The sequence below is a fragment of the Dechloromonas hortensis genome (genome assembly GCF_009469765.1).
Taxonomy (GTDB): domain Bacteria; phylum Pseudomonadota; class Gammaproteobacteria; order Burkholderiales; family Rhodocyclaceae; genus Azonexus; species Azonexus hortensis.
Window position 1 is genome coordinate 550,593 of record NZ_SSSQ01000002.1, and the last position, 22,621, is coordinate 573,213.

The window sequence follows — 22,621 nt, forward strand, 5'->3', positions numbered from 1 at the left end:
CGTTTCGAGCCCTAGTTTTATGCAAAAGCCGAAATTTTCAAGTTGTCTTTGTGCGACGGTTTGTATCCAATTTTTTCAACGGCTGCCTGCAGCAAAAAGGGAAAACCGGAAAAGAGGTCCTCGCCAACAGACAGAATTCGCTCCGGCAACGCACCAAAAACAACCGCATTGTCGGAAATATTCCCTGGAACGGGGCATTGTCGAGAGGCATGCCCGGTTCGGTGTTTCCAGTTATTTTGTTGATAAAACAATTGTTTACGGAATGAATTTTGCCCGGAATCTACCTGGCACGAATAACGCTTAATGGCTCTCATCTGGTCGGACCGGTCTGAACTGTTAAACAAAATGCCTAGTGTTTCCAACATCGCTGCCCAAACCCTGCAACGCCGCATTCTCGACGGGCAATACCCGGCCGGGGCGGCACTTCCCGGCCAGCGCGAGCTGGCCGAAAACCTCGGCATCAGCCGCGCCTCGCTGCGTGAAGCGATCTCCACGCTCGAAGCGCTCGGCCTGCTGCGCTCCTTTCCCGGCAAGGGGGTTTTCGTCACGGCTGGCAGCAAGCTCAGCGCCAGCGATCTGCCGGCCGGGCCGAGCGCGATGCCGCCGGATGCCATCTTCCAGATGCGCTTCGTCATCGAACCGGCCAATGCCAGCCTGGCGGCGCGCGCCCGCAGTGCCGAAGGGCTCGACGCCCTGCGCGAGTGCATGAGCGAAATGCAGAAGGCGCTCGGCGCCAACGATCTGGTCACCGCTGCCGACTGCGACCTGCGCTTTCACCTGGCGCTGGCCGAACTCTCCGGCAACCCGGCGCTCGCCGCGATCACCCAGCAGTTCCAGGCCCAACTCGCCTATAGCCTGCGTCTGCCCTTCGCCGACCGCAGCCATATCTGGCATCCGGCCGACGAACACAACGTCATTCTCGCCGCCGTTGCGGCAGGCAATGCCGCCGCAGCCCGCAAGGCCATGCAACAACATCTGCGCTCGGCCGCCGGCCGGGTCGGTATCAGCTTTACCCAACCCTGACCTCGTTCCTTCCCTGGAGTCCCGCCATGAAAAAACGCCAATTCCTCCATGCCCTGATCGGCGCCTCGCTGATCGGCAGCGCCGTCCTCTCGGCCAACGTGCAAGCCGACGCGCTGGCCAATGCCGAAAAGAGCGGCACGCTGCGCATTGCCGTGCCGCAGGACTTTCCGCCTTTCGGCACGGTCGGTCCCGACATGAAGCCGCGCGGCTACGACATCGACGTCGCCAACCTGATCGGGCGCGAACTGAAACTCAAGGTCGAACTGATCCCGGTCACCAGCACCAACCGCATTCCCTACCTGACGACCGGCAAGGCTGACCTGGTCATTTCGACGCTGGGCAAGAATGCCGAGCGTGAGAAGGTGATCGACTTTTCGAGTGCTTATGCGCCGTTCTACAACGGCATCTTCGGGCCGCCCGATATCGCCATCAAGAGCGCCGCCGAGACCGCCGGCAAGACGGTGGGCGTCACCCGTGGCGCGGTCGAGGATCTCGAATTCAGCAAGATCGCCCCGGCCACGGCGACCATCAAGCGTTTCGAGGACAACAACGCGACCATTTCGGCCTACCTGTCCGGCCAGGTGCAACTGATCGCCACCGGCAACGTGGTCGCCGCCGCCGTCAATGAACGGACCAAGATCCGCCGCCTCGACACCAAATTCCTGATCAAGAACTCGCCCAATTACGTTGGCGTGAACAAGGGTGAGGGGGCTTTGCTGGCCAAGGTCAACGAAGTGATCGCCAAGTTGAAGAAGAGCGGCGATCTCAACCAGGTGTCGCAACGCTGGCTGCAGGCGCCGCTGCCCGCCGATCTCTGATAACGCTAATGGCGCCGCCCGTGTGGCGGCGCCGGAGAACCGCCCATGGCTTACGCTTTCGATTTTTCATCCGTCCTCGAATACCGCGAGGCGCTGCTCGCCGGTACCGTCAAGACGCTGGGGCTGACTGCCGTCGGCGCCGTCTGCGGGCTGGCCATCGGCATCTTCGGGGCGGTTTCCCGTGCCTGGCGGCTGGCCCCGTTCGACCGCATCTTCACGGCCTATGTCGAGCTGATCCGCAATACGCCTTTCCTGGTCCAGCTGTTCTTCATCTTTTTCGGGCTGCCGTCGCTCGGCGTCCAGATCAATGAATGGCAGGCCGCCATCCTGGCCATGGTGGTCAATCTCGGCGCCTACAGCACCGAGATCATCCGCGCTGGCATCGAGGCGACGCCGCGCGGCCAGATCGAGGCGGCACAGTCGCTGGCGATGAGCCGGGCGCAGCTTTTTCGCCATGTCGTGCTGCCGCCGGCGCTGCTCAAAGTCTGGCCGTCGCTGTGCAGCCAGGTGGTCATCGTCATGCTCGGCTCCTCGGTCTGTTCGCAGATCGCCGCCGAAGAACTGACCTTTGCCGCCAACTTCATCCAGTCGCGCAATTTCCGCGCTTTCGAAACCTACTTCATCGTCACCGGCATCTATTTCCTGCTCGCCATCGCCGTGCGCCAGGCGATGATCCAGGCCGGCCAGCGACTGATCGCCCGGAGAGCCCGATGAGCGATATTTCCTACTGGGACATCGTCCGCAATCTGTTCGACGGCCTGTTGTGGACGCTCGGGCTGTCGCTGACCGCCTTCGTCCTCGGCGGCTGCGCCGGCCTGCTCGTCCTCTTCGCCCGGATCGCCAAGCACCCGCTGCCGCGGCGTTTGGCTCTGGGCTATATCGAGGTCTTCCAGGGCACGCCGCTGCTGATGCAACTGTTCATCATCTTCTTCGGCAGCAGCCTGCTCGGGCTGGAAGTTTCGCCCTGGCTGGCCGCAGCCCTGGGTCTGACCTTGTTCACCAGCGCCTACCTCGGCGAGATCTGGCGCGGCTGCGTCGAGTCGGTGCCGAAAGGGCAGTGGGAGGCCTCGGCCAGTCTGGCACTGACCCATTTCGAGCAGATGCGCCACGTCATCCTGCCGCAGGCCTTGCGCATCGCCATCGCGCCCAGCGTCGGTTTCTCGGTGCAGGTGGTCAAGGGCACGGCGGTGACCTCGATCATCGGCTTCGTCGAACTGACCAAGACCGGCTCGATGCTGGCCAACGCCACCTACCAGCCCTTCATGGTCTTCGGGCTGGTGGCGCTCGGCTACTTCGCGCTGTGCTACCCGCTTTCCGCCTACTCCCGCTATCTCGAAAGGAACATTCATGGCTCTCGTGCGCATTAACGGCTTGCACAAGCATTTCGGCAGCAACCACGTACTGAAGGGCATCGATCTCGAGATCGAGGAAGGGCAGGTCATCGCGCTGATCGGCCGCAGCGGCTCGGGCAAGAGTACGCTGCTGCGCACCATCAACGGCCTCGAAACCTTCGAGCAGGGAGAAATCCAGGTCGATGGCGAACATCTGCATCCGCACGAAACCGATCTGCGTGCGCTGCGCCAGAAAGTCGGCATGATCTTCCAGCAGTTCAACCTCTTTCCGCATCTGTCGGTCGGCCAGAACGTCATGCTGGCGACCACGGTGGTCAAGAAGATCGGCAACAAGGAGGCCGAGGACATCGCCCGCACCATGCTGCTGAAAGTCGGGCTCTACGAGAAGTTCGACGCTTATCCGGATCAGCTGTCGGGCGGCCAGCAGCAGCGCGTCGCCATTGCCCGGGCGCTGGCCATGCAGCCGCGCGTGCTGCTCTGCGACGAGATTACTTCGGCGCTCGATCCCGAACTGGTCAACGAGGTGCTGGCCGTGGTCAAGACGCTGGCCGCCGAAGGCATGACGCTGATCATGGTCACCCACGAAATGCGCTTTGCCCGCGAAGTCGGCGACAAGCTGGTGTTCATGCACCATGGCCGCATCCACGAAGCCGGCGATCCGCAGACCTTGTTCAGCAATCCGCAAACGCCCGAACTGGCCGGTTTCATCGGCTCCATCAACTGAGTTTTCACCATGGATCACACCAATATCCTGACGGCTCCGGCCGTCGCGCTGCCCGACTGGGCACGCCAGCAGATCAACCTGGCCGACCCGCGCCTGGGCGCCGAGGCGATCGCCTGTTCCGACGACTTCTTTGCGCCGATGGCGCGCCTGTTGCGGGCTTCGGCTGCCATTTTCGTGCCGGGCAAGTACGACGCCAACGGCAAGTGGATGGACGGCTGGGAATCGCGCCGCAAGCGCGGTCCCGGCCACGACTGGTGCATCGTCCGCCTGGCCCGGCCGGGGCGCATCGCCGGCGTCGATATCGATACCAGCTTCTTTACCGGCAACTATCCGCCGGCCGCCTCGCTCGACGGCTGCCCGGAGGGCCGCGACCCGGCGCTGGCCGAAAGCTGGCAAAGCCTGCTGCCGCCGACCGCCCTCAGCGGCAACCAGCACCATCTGCTGGCGCTCGACAGTACGGCCTGCTTCAGCCATCTCCGCCTCAACATCCTGCCGGACGGCGGCGTTGCTCGCTTGCGCGTCTATGGGCGGCCGGGCGGGGCGCCTGTTGCCGGCGAGAACGGCATGGTCGACCTGGGCGCCGCGCTCAATGGCGGCTACCCGGTGGCGTGGAACGACGCTCATTTCGGTGTCGCCGGCAACCTGCTGCTGCCCGGACGCGGCGTGGACATGGGTGATGGTTGGGAAACCCGCCGGCGGCGCGAGCCGGGCTTCGACTGGTGCCTCATCGCTCTCGGTCAGCCCGGCACGATCCGACGCATCGAGGTCGATACCGCCCATTTCAAGGGCAACTTCCCGGATCGTTGCTCGCTGCAGGCCGGCTACGCGCCAGGCCTGAGCGACCAGGCGCTGGTTGCCCAGGCGCAGTTCTGGCCGACCCTGCTGCCGGAAGTGAAGCTGCAGGCCGACCACATCCACAACTTCCTCGACCAGGTGGTCGCCCTCGGTACGGTCAGCCACGTCCGGCTCAATCTCCACCCGGACGGCGGCATTTCCCGCCTGCGCCTGTGGGGCGAGGTCGGCCCGGCATGAACGGCGGGCTTACCCTGCTGGCGGCGCTGCCGCTCAGCGCCGAGGCCTTCGCGCCATTCGGCCAGGTCATCGAATGCGCCGGCCATGCCGGTTATGCGATCAACGAAGGCAGCAGCCAGCGCTTTACCGATCTCGCCCAGCTCGAAGCCGATGCCGAGGGCCGGCTGGCACTCAGCATCTTTCGGGCCGAAGCCCGCCAGGCGCCGTTTGCGCTGAGTTGCCTGGAGCGCCACCCGCTTGGCTCGCAGGCCTTCATGCCGTTGCACGGGCAGGCCTTTCTGGTCGTTGTTGCCGAGAGGAGGCCTTTGCCCGCGCAGGCGGCACCGGAAAGCCTGCGTGTTTTCGTCAGCAACGGCCGGCAGGGCATCAATTTTCGGCGGGGCGTCTGGCACCATCCGCTGCTCGCGCTGAGCACCGGCGATTTCCTGGTCGCCGACCGGCTCGGCCCCGGCGACAACTGCGAGGCGGTCGATATCACCGGCTGGCAAGTCGGCATTGCACGCTGATTTCGGCGGCGGGGCCTGGCTCCGGTAAAATCCGGCCTCATGAGCCCAGCCAACGACCCCAGCATCCTTTCCCCGCTCGGCAAGCCGACCGAGTACCGTGCCGACTACGCGCCCGAACTGCTGTACCCGATTCCCCGTCAGCTAAAGCGGGACGAATTGGGGATCAGTGGTGCGGCGCTGCCTTTCGTCGGCGAGGATCTGTGGAACGCCTACGAAGTCTCCTGGCTGAACCCGAAGGGCAAGCCGGTCGTCGCGCTGGCCACTTTCCGGGTGCCGGCCGACAGCCCGAATCTGGTCGAGTCGAAATCCTTCAAGCTCTACCTGAATTCGTTCAACCAGTCGGTCTTTGCCGATACGGAGGCCGTCGAGGCGACGCTGGCGCGCGATCTGTCGGCTGCGGCCGGGGCTGAGATCGGGGTAAAAGTGGCCGTTTTGGGCAGTCGACCGCAGGTCTCGGTTGCTTATCCCGTCGGCGAACTGCTCGATGAACTCGACATCGCCTGCGACAGCTACCAGCCGGCACCGGAGCTGCTGCACGCCACCGATGGCCCACTGGTCGAGGAAACGCTCTATTCGCACCTGTTGAAATCCAATTGCCTGGTTACCGGCCAACCGGACTGGGCGATGGTGGTCATCCGCTATCGGGGCCGGCCGATCGATCGTGCCGGCCTGCTGCGCTACATCGTCTCCTTCCGCGGACACAACGAATTCCACGAGCAGTGCGTCGAACGCATCTACTGCGACATCACCGAGCACTGCGCGCCCGAGGCGCTCGCCGTCTACGCCCGCTACACCCGGCGCGGCGGGTTGGACATCAATCCTTTCCGCAGTAGCGGCGAATTTGCGGCACCCGACAATACGCGGGAAGTGCGCCAGTAAGGCTGTCGGTGGAGAAAATGACCGCGCTCTCCCGGCTGCATCTTGAGATCGATGCCCGCGTCCAGAATATCCGCGAGAACCACCCCGACTGGCTGTGCGGCAAGGGCTGCGACCAGTGCTGTCGGCGGCTCGCCGAGGTGCCGCAACTGACCGCTACGGAATGGGCATTGCTGCGCGACGGCCTGGCCGCGCTGACGCCGGAATGCCTGCAGGAAGTCAGCCGGAAGATGGCTGCGCTGGCCGCATCGGCAGCGCGCCCCATTGTCTGCCCGCTGCTCGACTCATCTACCGGCGCCTGTCCCGTCTATGCCCAGCGCCCGGTCGCCTGCCGCACTTACGGCTTCTATGCGCAACGCGAGCTGGGGCTTTATTGCCGTGACATCGAATCCCGCGTTGACGATGGCCGCCTGGCCGATGTGGTCTGGGGCAACCACGACGCCATCGATCATCGACTCGCCGGCCTCGGCGAAAGCCGGCCGCTGACCGAGTGGTTCGCGGGTTGGGAATCGGCCGGGCGCGGTGCTTGAGCGCATGAATACAATTTGTAACTGAACAAATATTGTTCTGGCGTTACCATTTATGGTTTACATGAGCATCGTGCCGATTGCTCTTCATAACCGGAATGAGATGATGAAATATCAACCCCTGCTGATTGCCGCCTTGCTGGCAGCTCCCTTCCACGCATTTGCGGCGGATGCAGTCAAAATCGATATTTACCTGGCGGGCAACTTGAAACAGTCAGTGTCGCTGGTCGGGCCGAACGCCAGCGTCAAGGTGGCTGCGGCCGGTGTGCCAAATACGACGCTCGAATTTCGCCTGATCGCTCCGGAACCGCTGATTGTCGAAATGAAGGAAACCACGACGGATGGCGAAGTGATCGGCCGCATCAAGATGCCGACACCCGGCAGTTCCTTCGCGGTTGCCGACATCAAGGGGGCGAAGTTTCACAGCCCCTATCTGCTGGTCCGCCAGGACTGAGCCAAAGCAGGTAAGCGAGCCGCTCAGCGCGGCTCGAACAGCCAGCGGGAGACCGCTTGCACGTAGCGCGGCATGATCACGAAGACGACCAGCGCAACGATGGTCGCCGCGATGATGCCGTGGCTGATTCCCCAAGTGCCCAGGAGCGGGACGGCTGCGAACAAGGGCTTGAAGAGCGGTGGAATCAGCATGGTCAGCGGCCAGATTACCGAAGTGGTGATCAGCCACTGCTTCCACGGCGCCGGCTTCTTCTGGGCCGGGGACGAGGGCGTGAACCAGAACTCGATGCCGGGCTGGATGTGAAAGCGGTCTTCGTGTTCGAAGGCATCGGCAATCTCGGCCAGCAGATCCTGGCGCTCGGTCGAGCCGGTCCAGTGCTCGGCATCGGCGAGGCTGGCAAAACGGATCAGGATCGTATATTCGTTGTGGCCGGGCGTCGGGCGGATGATATGCACGCCCTGATGCCCCGGATAGGCCGCCGCCCGAGCGGCGATGGTGCGCAGCCATTGCTCGTAGCGGCCTAGGGCCTCCGGCCGCACCCGCTGCTGGATATGCAGGGTGACGCTCTCGTCTGACGCTTTGCCGCGTACCGGCATTGAAGCCACTTCGTCGCTCATCATTCCTCCAAATGCCTTCAAAATGCCCAGCACATGCAGCCGCCCAGCCCGTCATGTGGGTGTGGCACCGGGTGTGGGTGGGCCCGGCAGGGCGCTGGCCGGGCGGCGGCGTGATCATACGCGAGCGGGGCGCCGTAGCCACCAAAGGTCGCGACCGGCGACCACTCGGGCAGGACCGGCAGGGCGGGCGGATCGAGTCGCCGGAACTCTTGCGTCGCGTAGACCGGCTTGCCGCCGACGATGGTCAAGACCGATTCCAGCGCCTTGATCTCGGCTTCCGGGATGGCGAAGTAATCGGCCGAGAGCACGCAGAGATCGGCCAACTGGCCGGCGACCAGTCGCCCCTTCTTTTCTGCCTCGCCGGAGAAGCCGGCGCTGCCCACGGTGTACAGGCGGAGCGCCTCTTCACGACGCAGCCGGTTGGCGGCCGGGTAGAGCGCCAGGCCGCCGCAGGTGCGGCCGCTGACCAGCCAGTAGAGGGCGGCAAACGGGTTGTAGCTGGCGACGCGGGTGGCATCGGTGCCGGCGCCGACCGGGATGCCCAGCTCGAGCATGCGGCGGATCGGCGGCGTGCGTTCGGCCGCCCGGGCCCCGTAGCGCTCGACGAAATACTCGCCCTGGAACGCCATCCGATGCTGTACGGCAATGCCGCCGCCTAGCGCCCGGACGCGCTCGATATTGCGGTCGCTGATCGTTTCGGCATGGTCGAAGAACCAACCCAGCCGGTCGATCGGCACTTCGCGGTGCACCGACTCGAGCACATCGAGAAAGCGGCTGATCGATTCGTCGTAGGTGGCGTGCAGCCGGAACGGCCAGTGGTTGGCGGCGAGCAGGCTGACCACCTCGGTGAGTTCGGCTTCCATGACCGCCGGCAGGTCGGGCCGCGGCTCCAGGAAGTCCTCGAAATCGGCGGCGGAAAAGACCAGCATTTCACCGGCGCCGTTGCTCCGGTAGAAGTCGCTGCCGGCACCGGGTGCGGTCAACTTCATCCAGCGCGCAAAATCGAGCTTTTCTTCCTTGGGTTTCTGGGTGAACAGGTTGTAGGCGATGCGTACCGTCAGTTCGCCGCGGCGATCGAGTTCCTCCACCACCTGGTAGTCGTCCGGGTAATTCTGGAAGCCGCCGCCGGCGTCGATGCAACTGGTGACACCGAGCCGGTTGAGTTCGCGCAGGAAATGGCGGGTCGAGTTGATCTGCTGTTCGAGCGGCAGCTTCGGCCCCTTGGCCAGTGTTGCATAGAGGATCATCGCATTCGGCTTGGCGAGGAGCAGCCCGGTTGGATGGCCGGCCTTGTCGCGGGCGATCATGCCGCCCGGCGGGTCGGGCGAGTCGCGGGTGTAGCCGACGGCACGCAAGGCCGCCTGGTTGAGCATGGCCTGGCAGTAGAGATGCAGGATGAAGACGGGGGTGTCGGGTGCTGCCGCGTTGAGTTCTTCCAGCGTCGGCAGGCGGCGTTCGGCAAACTGGAATTCGCTCCAGCCGCCGACGACGCGCACCCATTGCCCGGGCGGCGTGCGCTGGGCCTGCTCTCTGAGCATCTGCAGCGCCAGGGTAAGCGAGGGCACGCCGTCCCAGCGCAATTCGAGGTTGTAATTGAGGCCACCGCGGATCAGGTGCAGGTGCGAATCGTTGAGGCCGGGGATGGCCGTGCGCCGGCCGAGATCGACGACCTCGGTCAGCGGACCGCGGTGACCCATGATTTCGCTGTCGTCGCCGCTCGCCTGGATCAGGCCGGCGCCGATGGCCAGGGCGGAAACGAAAGGCTGGGTCGGGTCGTTGGTGGCGATCCGGCCGTTGTGGAGGATGAGATCAGCCGCTGCCTGATCGTTGGTGATTTTCGCCATGCTGCCTCCTGCGTCGGGTTTGACGGCCGTTCGGCCGTCAGGGCTCAATCCAGATCGAACAACAGCACTTCCGAATCGGCGTCGGCCGCGATCGTCAGTTTCTGTTCCATCTCAATCTTGGCGGCATCCCCGGTTTCGAGCTGAACGCCGTTGACGCGTACCGCCCCGCGCACCAGATGCAGGTAAGCCCTGCGCTTGGCGGCCAGGCTGTGCGAGACCTGTTCGCCGGGGGCGAGCAGGCTGGCGTAGAGGTCGACGTCGCGATGGAGGGTGACGCTGCCTTCGCGGCCGTCCCGCGAGGCGACCAGGCGCAGCCGGCCGCGCTTGTCTTCGGGCGCGAAGAATTTCTGCTCGTAGCTCGGCGCCATGCCCAGGGTGGCCGGCTCGATCCAGATCTGCAGGAAATGCACCGGCGAACGGGGCGAGGGGTTGAACTCGCTGTGCCGGACGCCGCTGCCGGCGCTCATCCGCTGCACGTCGCCGGGGCGGATGAGCGTTCCGTTGCCCATGCTGTCCTTGTGCTCCAACTCACCGGCCAGGACGTAGCTGATGATCTCCATGTCGCGGTGGCCGTGGGTGCCGAACCCCTGGCCGGGCTCAACCCGGTCCTCGTTGATGACGCGGAGCGCTCCCCAGCCCATCTCCCGCGGATCGTAATAATCGGCGAAGGAAAAGCTGTGCTGGCTGTGGAGCCAGCCGTGGTCGGCCTGGCCGCGATCGGAACTTTTGCGCAGGGTAATCATGGCAACCTCGATGGGGTGATAGGTGGTGGGCGTCGGGCAGGGGGGCTTCAGTGGGCTTCGCTGCCGCCGAACATCGATTTGGCGTAGATCAGGCCGAGGCCATAACTGCCGCCATGGGCAATCGAGGTGGCGACCGTTGCGTCGTAGGTTTCGCCGCGCGCCCAGTCGCGTTGCAGTTCGAGCAGGTACTGCAGCGCCGTCATCGGCCGCACGCCGGCCTGGATCATGCGTTCCATGGCGCGCTGATGGGCCTCGTCCGAGACATCGCCACAGGCATCGGCGATGACATAAACCTCGAAACCCTGATCGAGTGCCGACAGTGTCGGGCCGACGATGCAGACCGAGGTCCATAGCCCGGCGAAGACGATCTTGGCCTTGCCGATCTGATTGACCCGCTCGGCAATCCGCGCGTCCTCCCAGGTGTTCATCGTCGTCCGGTCGATCACCGGGGCGTCGGCGAAGACCGCCTTGATTTCATCGAACATCGGTCCGGAAAAGGATTTTTCGGCGACCGTGGTCAGGATGGTCGGCACCTTGAATTCGTCGGCCGCCTTGGCGACCAGCGCGGCGTTGTTGCGCAGCGTGATGGCGTCGATCGATTTGGTGGCAAAGGCCATCTGCGACTGGTGATCGATCATGATCAGCAGGTGGTTGCTCGGGTTGAGGAGGGTTTTTCCCGGGGTCGGCGTGGCTTGGGGCATGGTCATTCTCCTTCGCTTGTGGAACACTCGTTGTGAGTGCGAGCCCCCAGTCTAGTTGCAAGAATTTTTATTAAAAGTAGGTTCCTGACGGTAACTATTAGCCATCCATCATGCCCTTGCGACCCAAACCGGCGATCCAGCCGCCGCTGCCCCATGACTGCCCGCTGGAAGATGTGCTGGGCCTGCTGGCCGGTGCGTGGACCGTGCAGATTCTGTGGTTCCTGCGCGCCGGCCCGCGCCGCTTCGGCGACCTGCGCCGGGATCTGGCGCGGGTGTCGACCAAGGTGCTGACCAATCGCCTGCGCGTCATGCAGGCGCACGGTCTGCTCGTGCGCCAGGTTCTGCCCAGCAATCCGCCGCAGGTCGAATATTCCCTGACCGCGTTGAGCCGGGAACTGGAGCCGGTCCTCAACAGCATGGAAGCGGTCGCCCGGCGCCTGAAGCAGCACCGCCCGCCGCGTCAGGAAGGCTAAGCGGACTGCCGCCGACTTTCCTGGCGGGCACTAATTGCCGGCCCTGCGGTCTTTACCGGAGTGCGAATACGGGGATCGGGGAGAACACGATGGGCAAGGGGCGTTTGGAAGCATTCAGCGATGGCGTTCTTGCCATCATCATCACCATCATGGTGCTTGAGTTGAAGGTGCCGCATGGCGAGCAGATCGAGGCGCTGGCCCCTTTGGTTCCGGTCTTTTTCAGTTATGTGCTGAGCTTCGTCTACGTCGGCATCTACTGGAACAACCATCACCACATGCTGCACACGGCGCACAGCGTCACCGGGCCGATCCTGTGGGCCAACCTGCACCTGCTGTTCTGGCTCTCGCTGTTTCCCTTCGTCACCGGCTGGATGGGGGAGAACCACTTCGCGGCCATGCCGTCGGCCGTCTATGGCGTGGTGCTATTCATGGCGGCGGTGGCTTACTGGATCCTGGAGCAGACCATCATCGCGGCGCAGGGCAGCGCTTCCCTGTTGCGGGAAGCTTTGGGCAGCGACTGGAAGGGGAAGGCTTCGCCGGTGGCTTACGCCATCGGTGTGTTGCTGGCTTTCTGGTCACCATCGCTGGCGCAGGCCATGTACGTCCTGGTCGCCTTGATCTGGCTCATTCCGGACCGCCGCATCGAGAAAGCGCTGGCCGGCAATTAAGGCCGGGCTGCTTGAAGTGCGTTTGGCGGTGTGCTGGTCCGCCATGCTGCGAAATTCGTTGGTCGCCCCCTGCGACATGTCGACCGTCGGCAGGCCGCCCATTTCCTTCGAAACGCCCTCCCTGCGTACTCTTGCGTATTCCCATCGCTCGGCCTTCTCGCCATAATCGCCGCATGAATTCGCGCCTTCCCCTGACTTTGCCAAGCTGGCATGCCTCGTTGCACCTGGCTTTCGCCTGCGCTGGTGAACGCACCGTGCTGCGTGAAAATCGCCATCAGGGGCCGTTGCGCGTGCAGAAGGCGCTTTACCCGGAAGGCGAGACGGTTTGCCAGGCCATCCTGTTGCACCCGCCATCGGGCATCGCCGGTGGCGATCATCTGAATATTTCGGCCGTGGTCGGCGCCGGGGCGCACGCTCAACTGACGACGCCGGGCGCCGGCAAGTGGTATCGCTCGGCCGGGGCGGAAGCGTCGCAGAAGATTGCCTGGACGGTGGAAGAGGGCGCCACACTGGAATGGTTGCCGCAGGAGACCATCGTTTTCGACGGGGCGCGTGCGCGGATGGAAACCCGCGTTGCGCTGGCTGAAGACAGCCGTTACCTCGGCTGGGACATTCTCTGCCTCGGCCGGGCGGCGGCAGGCGAGCGTTTCGAGCACGGCCGTTTTGACCTGTTTTACCGGGTCGACCGCCGGAGTGGCGATTCAAGCCGGCCGCTTTGGCTGGAGCGCGGCGGTTTTTCCGGTAACGACGCCATGCTGCACAGTCCGGCCGGCTGGGCCGGGGCGACAGTGTGCGGCACGCTGCTCGCCGCCTTCCCGCATACCCCTGAAGTGCTGGCCGCCTGCCGCGAACTGGTGCCGGCCGATGCCGCCAGCCACGCGCTGACCGCCTTGCCCGGCCTGCTCGTCGCCCGCTATCTCGGCGACAACAGCGAGGCGGCCCGCCTGTGGTTCACCGACCTGTGGGCGATCCTGCGCCCTGCTTGCTGCGGTCGACCGGCGGTAAGCCCAAGAATCTGGAATACCTGAAGGAGTCTTCATGGAACTGACACCAAGAGAAAAAGACAAGCTGCTGATCTTCACCGCCGGCCTGCTCGCCGAACGGCGCCTGGCCAAAGGCCTGAAGCTCAACTACCCGGAAGCCGTGGCGCTGATCACCTGCGCCATCATGGAAGGCGCCCGCGAAGGCAAGACCGTCGCCGAGCTGATGCACGCCGGCACGCAGGTCCTGAGCCGCGCCGACGTCATGGACGGCATCGCCGAGCTGATCCCGGAAATCCAGGTTGAAGCGACCTTCCCGGACGGCACCAAGCTGGTCACCGTGCATAACCCGATTGTTTGAGGAGCTGACATGATCCCCGGAGAACTCCTCGCCGAACCCGGCGAACTCGAACTCAATGCCGGCCGGCCGACCATCACGCTGGTCGTCGCCAATACCGGTGACCGGCCGATCCAGGTCGGCTCGCACTACCACTTTCACGAAACCAATGCCGGTCTGAGCTTCGACCGCGAAGCGGCGCGCGGCTTCCGCCTCGACATCGCCGCCGGTACCGCCGTGCGCTTCGAGCCGGGTCAGACGCGCACCGTGCAACTGGTCGCGCTGGCTGGTGACCGCAAGGTCTATGGTTTCCGTGGCCTGATTCAGGGAGCACTGTGATGAGTACGAAAATTTCCCGTCAGGCCTATGCCGAAATGTTCGGCCCGACCACCGGCGACCGTCTCCGTCTCGCCGACACCGACCTCATCATCGAGGTCGAGAAGGACCACACGATCTACGGCGAGGAAGTGAAATTCGGCGGCGGCAAGGTCATCCGCGACGGCATGGGCCAGGGCCAGCGCGTCTCGGCCGAAACCGTCGATACCGTGATCACCAACGCGCTGATCGTCGACGCGGTCACCGGCATCATCAAGGCCGACATCGGTCTCAAGGACGGCCGCATCGCAGCCATCGGCAAGGCCGGCAACCCGGACATCCAGCCCGGCGTGACCATCGTCATCGGCCCCGGCACCGAAGTCATCGCCGGCGAAGGCATGATCGTCACGGCCGGCGGCATCGACAGCCACATCCATTTCATCTGCCCGCAGCAGATCGACGAGGCCTTGTATTCGGGCGTGACGACGATGATCGGCGGCGGCACCGGGCCGGCCACCGGCACCTTTGCCACGACCTGCACGCCGGGACCGTGGCACATCCACCGCATGCTGGAAGCGGCCGATGCCTTCCCGATGAATCTCGGCTTTCTCGGCAAGGGCAACGCCAGCCTGCCGGAAGCCCTGCGCGAGCAGGTTGCGGCCGGCGCCATGGGCTTGAAATTACACGAAGACTGGGGCACGACACCGGCCGCCATCGACTGCTGCCTGACGGTGGCCGACGAGATGGACGTGCAGGTCGCCATCCACTCCGACACCCTCAACGAATCGGGCTTCGTCGAAGCGACGCTGGGCGCCTTCAAGGGCCGCACCATCCACACCTTCCACACCGAAGGCGCCGGCGGCGGCCACGCCCCGGACATCATCAAGGCGGCCGGGCTGCCTAATGTGCTGCCCAGTTCGACCAACCCGACCATGCCCTACACGGTGAATACCATCGACGAGCATCTCGACATGTTGATGGTCTGTCACCACCTCGACCCGAGCATCGCCGAGGACATCGCGTTTGCGGAGAGCCGCATTCGCCGCGAAACCATCGCCGCCGAAGACATCCTGCACGACCTCGGCGCCTTCTCGATGATGAGCTCCGACTCGCAGGCCATGGGCCGCGTCGGCGAAGTCATCATCCGCACCTGGCAGGCGGCGCACAAGATGAAGCTGCAACGCGGCGCCTTGCCGGAAGACAGCGCCCGCAACGACAACTTCCGCGTCAAACGCTACATCGCCAAGTACACCATCAATCCGGCGCTGACCCACGGCATTGCCCATACCGTCGGCTCCATCGAAGTCGACAAGCTGGCCGACCTGGTACTTTGGAAGCCGGCCTTCTTCGGCGTCAAGCCGAGCCTGATCCTCAAGGGGGGCATGATCGCTGCCGCCGCGATGGGCGACCCCAACGCCTCGATCCCGACGCCGCAGCCGGTGCATTACCGGCCGATGTTCGGCAGCTTCGGCAAGGCGCTGAAGACCTCGGTGACCTTCGTCTCGCAGGCGGCGCTGAACAATCCGGCGGTCAACGCGCTGCAACTGCAAAAACCGCTGGTTGCCGTGTCCGGCACGCGCACGCTGAAGAAGTCGGACATGGTGCACAACGGCGCCACGCCGGAGATCACCGTCGATCCCGAAACCTACGTCGTCAAGGCCGACGGCGTGCATCTGGTCTGCGAGCCGGCGACCGAATTGCCGCTGGCCCAACGCTACTTCCTTTTCTGACATGCTGATCCTCAACCGACGCACCCTAGCCCCTGCCACCGACTCGGTAGCGCTTGCCTACGACGAACGCAAGCGCAGCCGCCTCAAGGTCCGGCTGGCCTCCGGCTTGGAGGCCGGCATCTTCCTCGAACGCGGCGACCATCTGCACGGCGGCGACAAGCTGCTGGCGGAGGAGGGAAGTGCTGTCGTCGAAATCCTTGCCGCGCCGGAAAAGCTGATCGAGGCGGTGGCCGACAGTCCGTTGCTCTTCGCCCGTGCCGCTTACCACCTCGGCAATCGCCACGTGCCGGTGCAGATCCTGCCGACCGATAACGGCGGCAAGCTGCGTTTCCAGACCGACCACGTGCTGGCCGAGATGGTGAAAGGTCTCGGCTGTACGGTCAGCGAGGCCGAAGCGCCGTTCCAGCCGGAATCCGGCGCCTACGGCGGTGGCCATCGGCATGGCGATGCGGCCGACGAGGCACCGGATTTGCACGACCCCGGCCACGGCCCGCACCGCTCCGTACCGAAAATCCACGAGTTCAAGCCGCGTTGAGCAGCAGTCTGCAACTCGCCCGCCTGCTGCAACTGGCCAGTCCGGCGCTGCCGGTCGGCGCCTACACCTATTCGCAGGGCCTGGAGTGGGCGGTCGAATCCGGCGTTATCCTCGACGAAGCGAGTGCCGGACGCTGGATCGGTGACCTGCTCCAACACGGTATCGGCCGCTACGAGGCGCCGCTGGTTTTTGCCCTGATGACAGCGTGGACCGCAGGAAACGTGACCGAAATCGCCCGCCTAAACGAAGAGTTCCTGGCCAGTCGCGAGTCCGCCGAACTGCGCGCCGAAACGGCACAGATGGGCTTTTCGCTGCACCGGCTGGTCCGCGACTTGCGCGATCCCGGTTTGTCGGACGTCGAAAGTACGTTGGCCGGGCTCGGTGAAATCGCCTTCCCGACTGGCTGGGCCGGCCTTGCCGCCTATTGGCAGATCGAGCCGGAAGCGGCGGTTGCTGCCTACCTGTGGTCGTGGGCCGAAAATCAGGTGATGGCGGCGCTGAAAGCCGTGCCGCTCGGCCAGGCCGCCGGTCAGCGTCTCCTGGCCAGTTTGGGGGCGGCGATCCCGAGTGCTGCGGTCGACGCCCTGAAATTGCCCGAAACCGAATGGTCCAACTTCACGCCGGCCTTCGCCATCGCCTCGGCCCGGCACGAAACCCAATATTCCCGTTTATTCAGATCGTAAAAACATGAGCAAACAAGCATTGCGCGTCGGCATCGGCGGCCCCGTCGGTTCCGGCAAGACCGCCCTGACCCTGGCCCTGTGCCAGGCCCTGCGCGACAGGATCGACATGGCCGTCGTCACCAACGACATCTACACCGCCGAGGATGCCAAGTTCCTGGTCAATCACTCGGCGCTGGCGCCGGAGCGCATCATCGGCGTCGAGACCGGCGGTTGTCCGCATACCGCGATCCGCGAGGATGCCTCGATCAACCTCGAAGCGGTGGACCGCCTGCAACGCGCCTTTCCCGGCGTCGAGCTGATCCTTGTCGAATCCGGTGGCGACAACCTGGCCGCCACCTTCTCGCCGGAACTCTCCGACCTCACGCTCTACGTCATCGATGTCGCCGCCGGCGAGAAAATCCCGCGCAAGGGCGGGCCGGGCATCACCAAGTCTGACCTGCTGGTCATCAACAAGATCGACCTGGCGCCGATGGTCGGCGCCTCGCTCGAGGTGATGGCGGCCGACGCCAAGGTGCAGCGCGGCAACCGCCCCTTCGTCTTCACCAACCTGAAAACCGGCCACGGCCTGCAGACGGTGATCGACTTCATCCTCGAGCAGGGCATGCTCGGCCGCGCCGCCTAAGCACCCACCGCTGGCGGGCAAACCGCCAAAAATGCTGTAGGAAACCCGACAATGGCCCACAGGTGCGCGCCGAAAGGCCCACCAGTGCAGGCTTTCGTCTCGGGCGTGGAATTTGCTGTGAGGGGTCCGTACCCCACTTCAGAGCAAACAACATGACCCCAGAACTGCGTGCTTCGCTGATTGCAGGCCTCAAGGACGGCAGCATCGTTCCCTACCTTGGCCCGGGCGTCCTGGCCGACGTCAAGAATGCCGCCACCGGCGCCCCGATTCCCGCCGACAGCAATTCGCTGATCTATGCGATGAACGACGGCAAGCCGATGGCGCCGAAGCTTATGTACGAATTCCCGCGCGCCGCGATGAATGTCGAACTGAAGCGCGGGCGCAGCGCCGTCACCAAGTTCCTGACCCGCACCTACGGCGACACCGCCTGGACGCGCGGCGCGGTGCACGACTGGCTCAAGGAAATCTGTCCGCACTACGTCATCGACATCAACCGCGATACGCAACTGCAGGACTCCTACGCCGCCGTCCCGCACAACCTGATCGTCGGCATCGCCCGCCTCGGCGGCACCGATTTCCGCTACAAGCTGTATTTCTGGGACGGCACGGCCTACCAGAAAACCGATGCCGTCAATCCGGCCATCCCGGTGCTCTTCAAGCCGATGGGCACGCCGAAGCCGGAACCGACCTACATCGCCTCCGATGCCGATTACGTCGATTTCATCACCGAGCTGATGGGCGGCTTTTCCATTCCGCCGGCCGTCAAGGAACTGCGCAAGGGCAAGCAATACCTGCTGATGGGCCTGCGCCTGAACCGCGACACCGAGCGCATGGTGATGGCCGACATCATCTACAGCGCCAGCCAGCCTGCCGGCTGGGTCTTCATCAGCGAGCCGACCGAAAAGGAAAAGCGCTACTGCAAGAAGATCGGCCTGCAAATCATCGACGCTGACGTCTTCGAATTCATTGGCGCGGCACAGCCGGCCTGAACCATCCATAAAACAGGGAGTAAAACCATGCTGCTCGATCGTTACGAATCGCTCTTTTTCAACGCCAATTTCAAGGAAGCCGCCAGCGAAGCCGGCTGGGTTGCCTACCGCGGCGAACTGGTCCTCAAGGAAGGCGAGGTCGCCGATGCCCAGGGCCGCCGCAAGCCGCCGCACGAAGTCCTCAAGCAGGCTGCCCTGCTGGCAGAGGGCGACGAGCTGAAGCTGATCACCGGTTCGCTCGACGCCCTGCAGCACTTCCCGTCTCTGCTCGAAAAATACGGCGCTGACCTCAAGCCGGGCGCCCAGGGCATCTTTTTCACGGTCAATATCGACAAGCCCTTCGTGTCCACGATCAATGGCGTGCCGGTCGCCTTCGTGCCGCTGGTCCAGGGCATGGCCTGGAACGAACTGATCGACCTCGTCGCGCTGGAAAAGGGCGACTTCAAGGGCCAAAGCTCGGCCGACAAGGTGGTGACGGTCTATAACGCCTTGAAGGAGACCAAGTTCAAGTATCCGGAAGTCAGCCTGGATGAGGCGATGAGCAAGACCAACAACGCCAAGCGCGAGAACCACGGAGCGATCTGATGCCCTGGAACGAGCGCTATACGCTCGGGGTGGCGGAGATGGATGCCACCCATCAGGAATTCGTCGCGCTGGCCGATGCCCTGCAGGCGGCCAGCGACGACGAGTTCCCGACGCTTTTCGCCAAGCTGCACGAGCATACCCGGCTGCATTTCGAGCATGAAGGCAAGCTGATGAAAGCCTGCCGTTTTCCCGCCATCGGCGAGCACAACAGCGAACACCTGCGCGTGCTCGGCGAACTGGCGCACTTTGCCCGCGGCGTGGCCGCCGGTCGCCTGGGCAGTGCCCGGGCCTACGCCAAGGGCTTGCCGGACTGGTTTGGCAGCCATCTGGCGACGATGGATTCGGCACTGGCCGCTTGCCTGAAGCAGAAAATGCCCGCCTGATTTCCTGTCGGCCCGCTTGTAAAGCCGCGTAAACAGGGGCTTTCAAGCGGAAAGCCGATATTTCGCCGTGTTAGACTGCGAGAAAACAAGCATAAACTCGCAGGGGGGAAGTCGTGGCGACGAAATGGTCGATGCGTTTCGGGGCGTTGCTGGTCATGTTGTTGTGCCTATGCCTGTTCGGCTGGGTCGGCCTCGACTTGCAGCACTCGCGCGAGCGCGAACTGCAGGCCGCCGAGCGGGCCGGCGGGACGCTGGTCAAATTGCTCGAAGGGCACATGCAGGGAGCGGCGCGCAAGGTCGATCAGCGTCTGTTCGAGTTTGTGCAGCGTTTCCAGTTCGACGTGGCCGACCGTGTTCCGCGGGCTGGTATCGAGGCTGAACTGCAGCACTATCTGAACAGTTTTCCCGAAGCCCACAGTTTCCGCGTGGCCGATGCCCTGGGCAACTACCTCTACGACGCCAGCGGCTTGCTGGGCGAAGCCAATATCAGCGATCGCCCGTATTTCACCCGCCTACGCGACGACCCGGCAGCTCAATTGGTTATTTCGCCGCCGTTGATTTCCCGTGTGACCAACGATGTCGTGATCGTCTTTGCCCGTCGCCTACAGGACCGGCTCGGCAATTTCGGCGGCATCGTGCTGGGCACCTTGCGGGCCGATTATTTCGAGCGCTATTACCGCAGCCTGGATGTTGGGCAGCACGGGGTCATTGCTTTATGGAGCCGCGATCTGGAACTGTTCGCCCGCTGGCCGCAGTTGCCGGCGTGGCAGGGGAAGAAGCTCGATGACAGCCCGATTCCGGAGCGTTTGCAGGCTGGGCAAACGGCCGGCAGCTTCCGGCGGGCCGGTGGCCTGGATGGCGAGCAGCGCCTGTTCGTCTTTCGCGCCGTCGATGAGTTTCCCTTTGTCGTTTCGGTAGGCTTTGCCGAAAGCGACGTGCTGGCCGAGTGGCAGCATCGCGCCCTGATCTATGGCGTACTCGGCCTCGTGCTGATCGTCGCCCTGATTGCCCTGATCCGCTCCTGGTCGCGGGGCTATCGTCAGGCCGAGACGCTGGCCGAGAAGATGACGCGGGCTTTTGCCGAGAAATCGCGTCAGGGCCGGGCTCTGCTCGACTCCATTCCCGACCCGGCCTGGTTGCTCGATAACGACGGTCGCTTCCTGGCGGTCAATGAAGCCTTTTGCCGTCTCCGAAACTTACCGATGGAGCAGGTTCTGGAGCGTACGGTCGACGATCTTTTCCCGGCCGAGGAAGCCCAGCGTCTGCGTGCCGGGCAACTCGAGGTTTACCGCAAGGGCGAGCCGGTTCGCCAACTGGTCTGGCTGGATCTGAGCGGGCGGCAACGTCCGTTCGAATTCCTGCGCGTACCGGTCTATGGCGAAGCCGGGCAGGCAAACGGGCTGGCCGGGGTGGCCTGGGATATGAGCGAGCGTTACGAGGCTGAGGAACGGCAGCGCCTGATCACGCACTTTTTTGATCACGCCAACGATGCCGTGTTGATCCTCGATGCCGAGCGTCGCGTCGTCACCCTGAACAAAGCGGTGACGGCGATCAGCGGTTACGAAATCGCCGATCTCAAGGGCAAGTTGCCGCGTTTCATGGTCGAGGCCTGTCACGACCCGCAAATGCTCGACGGTATCGTCCAGACGCTGGAGGAGCAGGGCGTGTGGCGCGGTGAACTGCTGGCGATGAGCAAAAATGGCCAGCAGTTGCCGATCTACTGCAACGTCAGCGCGATTTGTGACGATGCCGGGCGGGCGCTCAACTGGGCGGTCTTCGTCACCGACCTTTCCGAGCGCAAGGCGGCGGAGGCTCGCATCGAATCGTTGACCCACGTCGATCAGCTGACCGAGTTGCCGAATCGCCCGGGGTTTGCCCGGATTGTTGCCGAATGGCTGGCCTCCGGCCAGCCAGGGGTGCTGATCGTCATCGACCTTGATCAACTCAGCCGCATCAACGATGCCTTCGGCCACGTTGCCGGCGATACCATGCTGCGCCGGATCGGTACCCGGCTGCGCAAGGCTGTGCGTCAGGAGGATGCACTCGGCCGCCTCGGCGGCGACCAATTCGGGGTGCTGATCGCCCAGGGGGCTGTGCCGGTAAGTGCGGAAGCGTTTGCCCGCAAGCTGCTCGACAGCATAGCCCGGCCGGTGACGATCGAAGGCAGCGATGTCGTGACCACCGCCTGCGCCGGCATCTGTCTGCTCAGCCAGGATGGCGGTGATGTCGCGACCCTGCTGCGCAATGCCGATGCGGCGCTGCATAACGCCAAGAATGCCGGGCAGAATCTTTTCCGTTTCTTTTCGGCCGACATGAATGTACGGATGGCCGAGAGTTTGCGCCTGGAGAGCGATTTGCGCTGGGCGCTGACGCGCAGCGAACTGGCGCTGCACTACCAGCCGCAGGTCGATATTCCGAGTGGCGAGGTTGTCGGTTTCGAGAGCCTGTTGCGCTGGCAGCACCCGGAACTGGGCATGGTGTCGCCGGTCAAGTTCATTCCGTTGGCTGAAGAGAGCCGGTTGATCCTGCCGATCGGCATCTGGGTACTGGAAGAGGCCTGCCGCCAGAACAAGGCCTGGCAGGATGCCGGCATGGCGCCGAAAGTTGTCGCCGTCAATCTGTCGGCCGTGCAGTTCCACGGCAGCGATGTCGTGGCGACCGTGTCGCAGGCACTTCGCCTCAGCGGTTTGGAGGCGCGCTATCTGGAGCTGGAAATTACCGAGAGCGTGATTGTCGAAGACCCGGAGCGGGTGATCCGGATCATGGAGGAGCTGAAGGCGATTGGGGTCAGCTTGTCGATCGACGATTTCGGCACCGGTTATTCCAGCCTGTCGTACCTGAAACGCTTCCCGATCGACAAGATCAAGATCGATCGCTCCTTTGTTCGCGACCTCGAACGCAACGTCAATGATGCGGCAATCATTCGCATGGTGATCGGCATTGCGGCCGAACTGGAGCACAAGGTGATTGCCGAGGGCGTTGAAACCATCGAACAGCTGGAATTCCTCCAACGCCACCAGTGCGACGAATATCAGGGCTTCTACTGCAGCCCGGCGCTGCCGGCGGCGCAGGTGCCGGCCCTGCTGGCCAGTCGGAACCGCTGA

The 22,621-nt window shown here is 64.0% G+C and carries 28 protein-coding genes; 23 read left to right on the top strand and 5 right to left on the bottom strand.

What is annotated here, in order from left to right:
- Window positions 1–17: 17 nt before the first annotated feature.
- Window positions 18–365 carry a hypothetical protein gene (locus tag GH663_RS05935; RefSeq protein WP_153130733.1) on the bottom strand — a complete coding sequence of 116 codons (348 nt, stop codon included), beginning with the start codon at window positions 363–365 and terminating at the stop codon, window positions 18–20.
- On the opposite strand from GH663_RS05935, the gene GH663_RS05940 reads away from it, so the two are divergent.
- The 10 genes from GH663_RS05940 (at window position 346) to GH663_RS05985 (ending at window position 7,312) form a co-directional block, all read left to right on the top strand.
- The gene (locus tag GH663_RS05940) at window positions 346–1,023 is read left to right on the top strand and encodes a FadR/GntR family transcriptional regulator (RefSeq protein WP_153130734.1); all 678 of its coding nucleotides are present in this window, start codon (window positions 346–348) and stop codon (window positions 1,021–1,023) included. The two genes, GH663_RS05935 and GH663_RS05940, sit on opposite strands and share 20 nt — an antisense overlap.
- Window positions 1,024–1,049: 26 nt before the next feature.
- Window positions 1,050–1,841, top strand: coding sequence for a transporter substrate-binding domain-containing protein (locus GH663_RS05945; protein ID WP_153130735.1), 792 nt, complete (start codon window positions 1,050–1,052; stop codon window positions 1,839–1,841).
- Between the two features lie 45 nt (window positions 1,842–1,886).
- Window positions 1,887–2,555, top strand: a complete 669-nt coding sequence (locus tag GH663_RS05950) for an amino acid ABC transporter permease (protein ID WP_153130736.1) — start codon at window positions 1,887–1,889, stop codon at window positions 2,553–2,555.
- The gene (locus tag GH663_RS05955) at window positions 2,552–3,208 is read left to right on the top strand and encodes an amino acid ABC transporter permease (protein WP_066881834.1); all 657 of its coding nucleotides are present in this window, start codon (window positions 2,552–2,554) and stop codon (window positions 3,206–3,208) included. Before GH663_RS05950 ends, GH663_RS05955 begins: the two co-directional genes overlap by 4 nt.
- On the top strand, window positions 3,189–3,917 hold the full coding sequence (locus GH663_RS05960) for an amino acid ABC transporter ATP-binding protein (RefSeq protein WP_153130737.1): 729 nt from the start codon (window positions 3,189–3,191) through the stop codon (window positions 3,915–3,917). The genes GH663_RS05955 and GH663_RS05960 overlap by 20 nt, the downstream gene beginning before the upstream one ends.
- A 9-nt stretch (window positions 3,918–3,926) precedes the next feature.
- Window positions 3,927–4,949, top strand: a complete 1,023-nt coding sequence (gene alc, locus GH663_RS05965) for an allantoicase (protein ID WP_153130738.1) — start codon at window positions 3,927–3,929, stop codon at window positions 4,947–4,949.
- Window positions 4,946–5,455, top strand: a complete 510-nt coding sequence (locus GH663_RS05970; RefSeq protein ID WP_153130739.1) for an ureidoglycolate lyase — start codon at window positions 4,946–4,948, stop codon at window positions 5,453–5,455. Before alc ends, GH663_RS05970 begins: the two co-directional genes overlap by 4 nt.
- 39 nt (window positions 5,456–5,494) lie before the next feature.
- On the top strand, window positions 5,495–6,334 hold the full coding sequence (gene queF, locus GH663_RS05975) for an NADPH-dependent 7-cyano-7-deazaguanine reductase QueF (RefSeq protein WP_153130740.1): 840 nt from the start codon (window positions 5,495–5,497) through the stop codon (window positions 6,332–6,334).
- A 17-nt stretch (window positions 6,335–6,351) separates the two neighbouring features.
- Window positions 6,352–6,861, top strand: a complete 510-nt coding sequence (locus GH663_RS05980; RefSeq protein WP_153130741.1) for a YkgJ family cysteine cluster protein — start codon at window positions 6,352–6,354, stop codon at window positions 6,859–6,861.
- Between the two features lie 103 nt (window positions 6,862–6,964).
- Window positions 6,965–7,312, top strand: coding sequence for a hypothetical protein (locus GH663_RS05985; protein ID WP_153130742.1), 348 nt, complete (start codon window positions 6,965–6,967; stop codon window positions 7,310–7,312).
- A 23-nt stretch (window positions 7,313–7,335) separates the two neighbouring features.
- Here GH663_RS05985 and GH663_RS05990 read toward each other — a convergent pair whose 3' ends face one another.
- Genes GH663_RS05990 through GH663_RS06005 form a run of 4 tightly spaced genes read right to left on the bottom strand, consistent with a single transcriptional unit; the run spans window position 7,336 to window position 11,217 of the window.
- Window positions 7,336–7,929 (bottom strand): antibiotic biosynthesis monooxygenase, encoded by a 594-nt coding sequence (locus GH663_RS05990; RefSeq protein ID WP_211371066.1) that lies wholly within the window; start codon window positions 7,927–7,929, stop codon window positions 7,336–7,338.
- Between the two features lie 17 nt (window positions 7,930–7,946).
- Window positions 7,947–9,773 carry an amidohydrolase gene (locus GH663_RS05995; protein ID WP_153130743.1) on the bottom strand — a complete coding sequence of 609 codons (1,827 nt, stop codon included), beginning with the start codon at window positions 9,771–9,773 and terminating at the stop codon, window positions 7,947–7,949.
- A gap of 44 nt (window positions 9,774–9,817) precedes the next feature.
- On the bottom strand, window positions 9,818–10,516 hold the full coding sequence (locus GH663_RS06000) for a pirin family protein (RefSeq protein WP_153130744.1): 699 nt from the start codon (window positions 10,514–10,516) through the stop codon (window positions 9,818–9,820).
- 47 nt (window positions 10,517–10,563) lie between these two features.
- Complete coding sequence (locus tag GH663_RS06005; protein ID WP_153130745.1) at window positions 10,564–11,217, bottom strand: hydrolase; 654 nt, start codon at window positions 11,215–11,217, stop codon at window positions 10,564–10,566.
- Between the two features lie 110 nt (window positions 11,218–11,327).
- Between GH663_RS06005 and GH663_RS06010 the strand changes: the two genes are divergently transcribed.
- The 13 genes from GH663_RS06010 to GH663_RS06070 all read left to right on the top strand — a co-directional run bounded on the left by GH663_RS06010 (window position 11,328) and on the right by GH663_RS06070 (window position 22,621).
- Window positions 11,328–11,690, top strand: a complete 363-nt coding sequence (locus GH663_RS06010) for a winged helix-turn-helix transcriptional regulator (RefSeq protein ID WP_153130746.1) — start codon at window positions 11,328–11,330, stop codon at window positions 11,688–11,690.
- Window positions 11,691–11,779: 89 nt separating this feature from the next.
- Entirely contained in the window at window positions 11,780–12,358 is a 579-nt protein-coding gene (locus tag GH663_RS06015) for a TMEM175 family protein (protein WP_066881856.1), read from the top strand.
- 173 nt (window positions 12,359–12,531) lie between these two features.
- A complete protein-coding gene (locus GH663_RS06020; protein WP_153130747.1) occupies window positions 12,532–13,386 on the top strand; it encodes an urease accessory protein UreD in 855 nt (284 codons plus the stop codon).
- A 10-nt stretch (window positions 13,387–13,396) separates the two neighbouring features.
- Window positions 13,397–13,699, top strand: a complete 303-nt coding sequence (gene ureA / locus GH663_RS06025) for an urease subunit gamma (RefSeq protein WP_153130748.1) — start codon at window positions 13,397–13,399, stop codon at window positions 13,697–13,699.
- 9 nt (window positions 13,700–13,708) lie between these two features.
- Complete coding sequence (locus GH663_RS06030; RefSeq protein ID WP_153130749.1) at window positions 13,709–14,014, top strand: urease subunit beta; 306 nt, start codon at window positions 13,709–13,711, stop codon at window positions 14,012–14,014.
- Entirely contained in the window at window positions 14,014–15,720 is a 1,707-nt protein-coding gene (gene ureC / locus GH663_RS06035) for an urease subunit alpha (protein ID WP_153130750.1), read from the top strand. The genes GH663_RS06030 and ureC overlap by 1 nt, the downstream gene beginning before the upstream one ends.
- A gap of 1 nt (window position 15,721) precedes the next feature.
- Window positions 15,722–16,255 (top strand): urease accessory protein UreE, encoded by a 534-nt coding sequence (gene ureE, locus GH663_RS06040; protein WP_153130751.1) that lies wholly within the window; start codon window positions 15,722–15,724, stop codon window positions 16,253–16,255.
- Window positions 16,252–16,938 carry an urease accessory protein UreF gene (locus GH663_RS06045; RefSeq protein WP_153130752.1) on the top strand — a complete coding sequence of 229 codons (687 nt, stop codon included), beginning with the start codon at window positions 16,252–16,254 and terminating at the stop codon, window positions 16,936–16,938. Before ureE ends, GH663_RS06045 begins: the two co-directional genes overlap by 4 nt.
- A 4-nt stretch (window positions 16,939–16,942) precedes the next feature.
- A complete protein-coding gene (gene ureG / locus GH663_RS06050; protein ID WP_153130753.1) occupies window positions 16,943–17,560 on the top strand; it encodes an urease accessory protein UreG in 618 nt (205 codons plus the stop codon).
- 152 nt (window positions 17,561–17,712) lie between these two features.
- A complete protein-coding gene (locus tag GH663_RS06055) occupies window positions 17,713–18,549 on the top strand; it encodes an SIR2 family protein (RefSeq protein WP_153130754.1) in 837 nt (278 codons plus the stop codon).
- A gap of 27 nt (window positions 18,550–18,576) precedes the next feature.
- Window positions 18,577–19,134, top strand: a complete 558-nt coding sequence (locus GH663_RS06060; RefSeq protein ID WP_153130755.1) for a hypothetical protein — start codon at window positions 18,577–18,579, stop codon at window positions 19,132–19,134.
- Window positions 19,134–19,517: a bacteriohemerythrin gene (locus GH663_RS06065; protein ID WP_153130756.1), complete on the top strand. Its 384-nt coding sequence runs from the start codon at window positions 19,134–19,136 to the stop codon at window positions 19,515–19,517. Before GH663_RS06060 ends, GH663_RS06065 begins: the two co-directional genes overlap by 1 nt.
- Window positions 19,518–19,630: 113 nt before the next feature.
- Complete coding sequence (locus GH663_RS06070) at window positions 19,631–22,621, top strand: bifunctional diguanylate cyclase/phosphodiesterase (RefSeq protein WP_153130757.1); 2,991 nt, start codon at window positions 19,631–19,633, stop codon at window positions 22,619–22,621.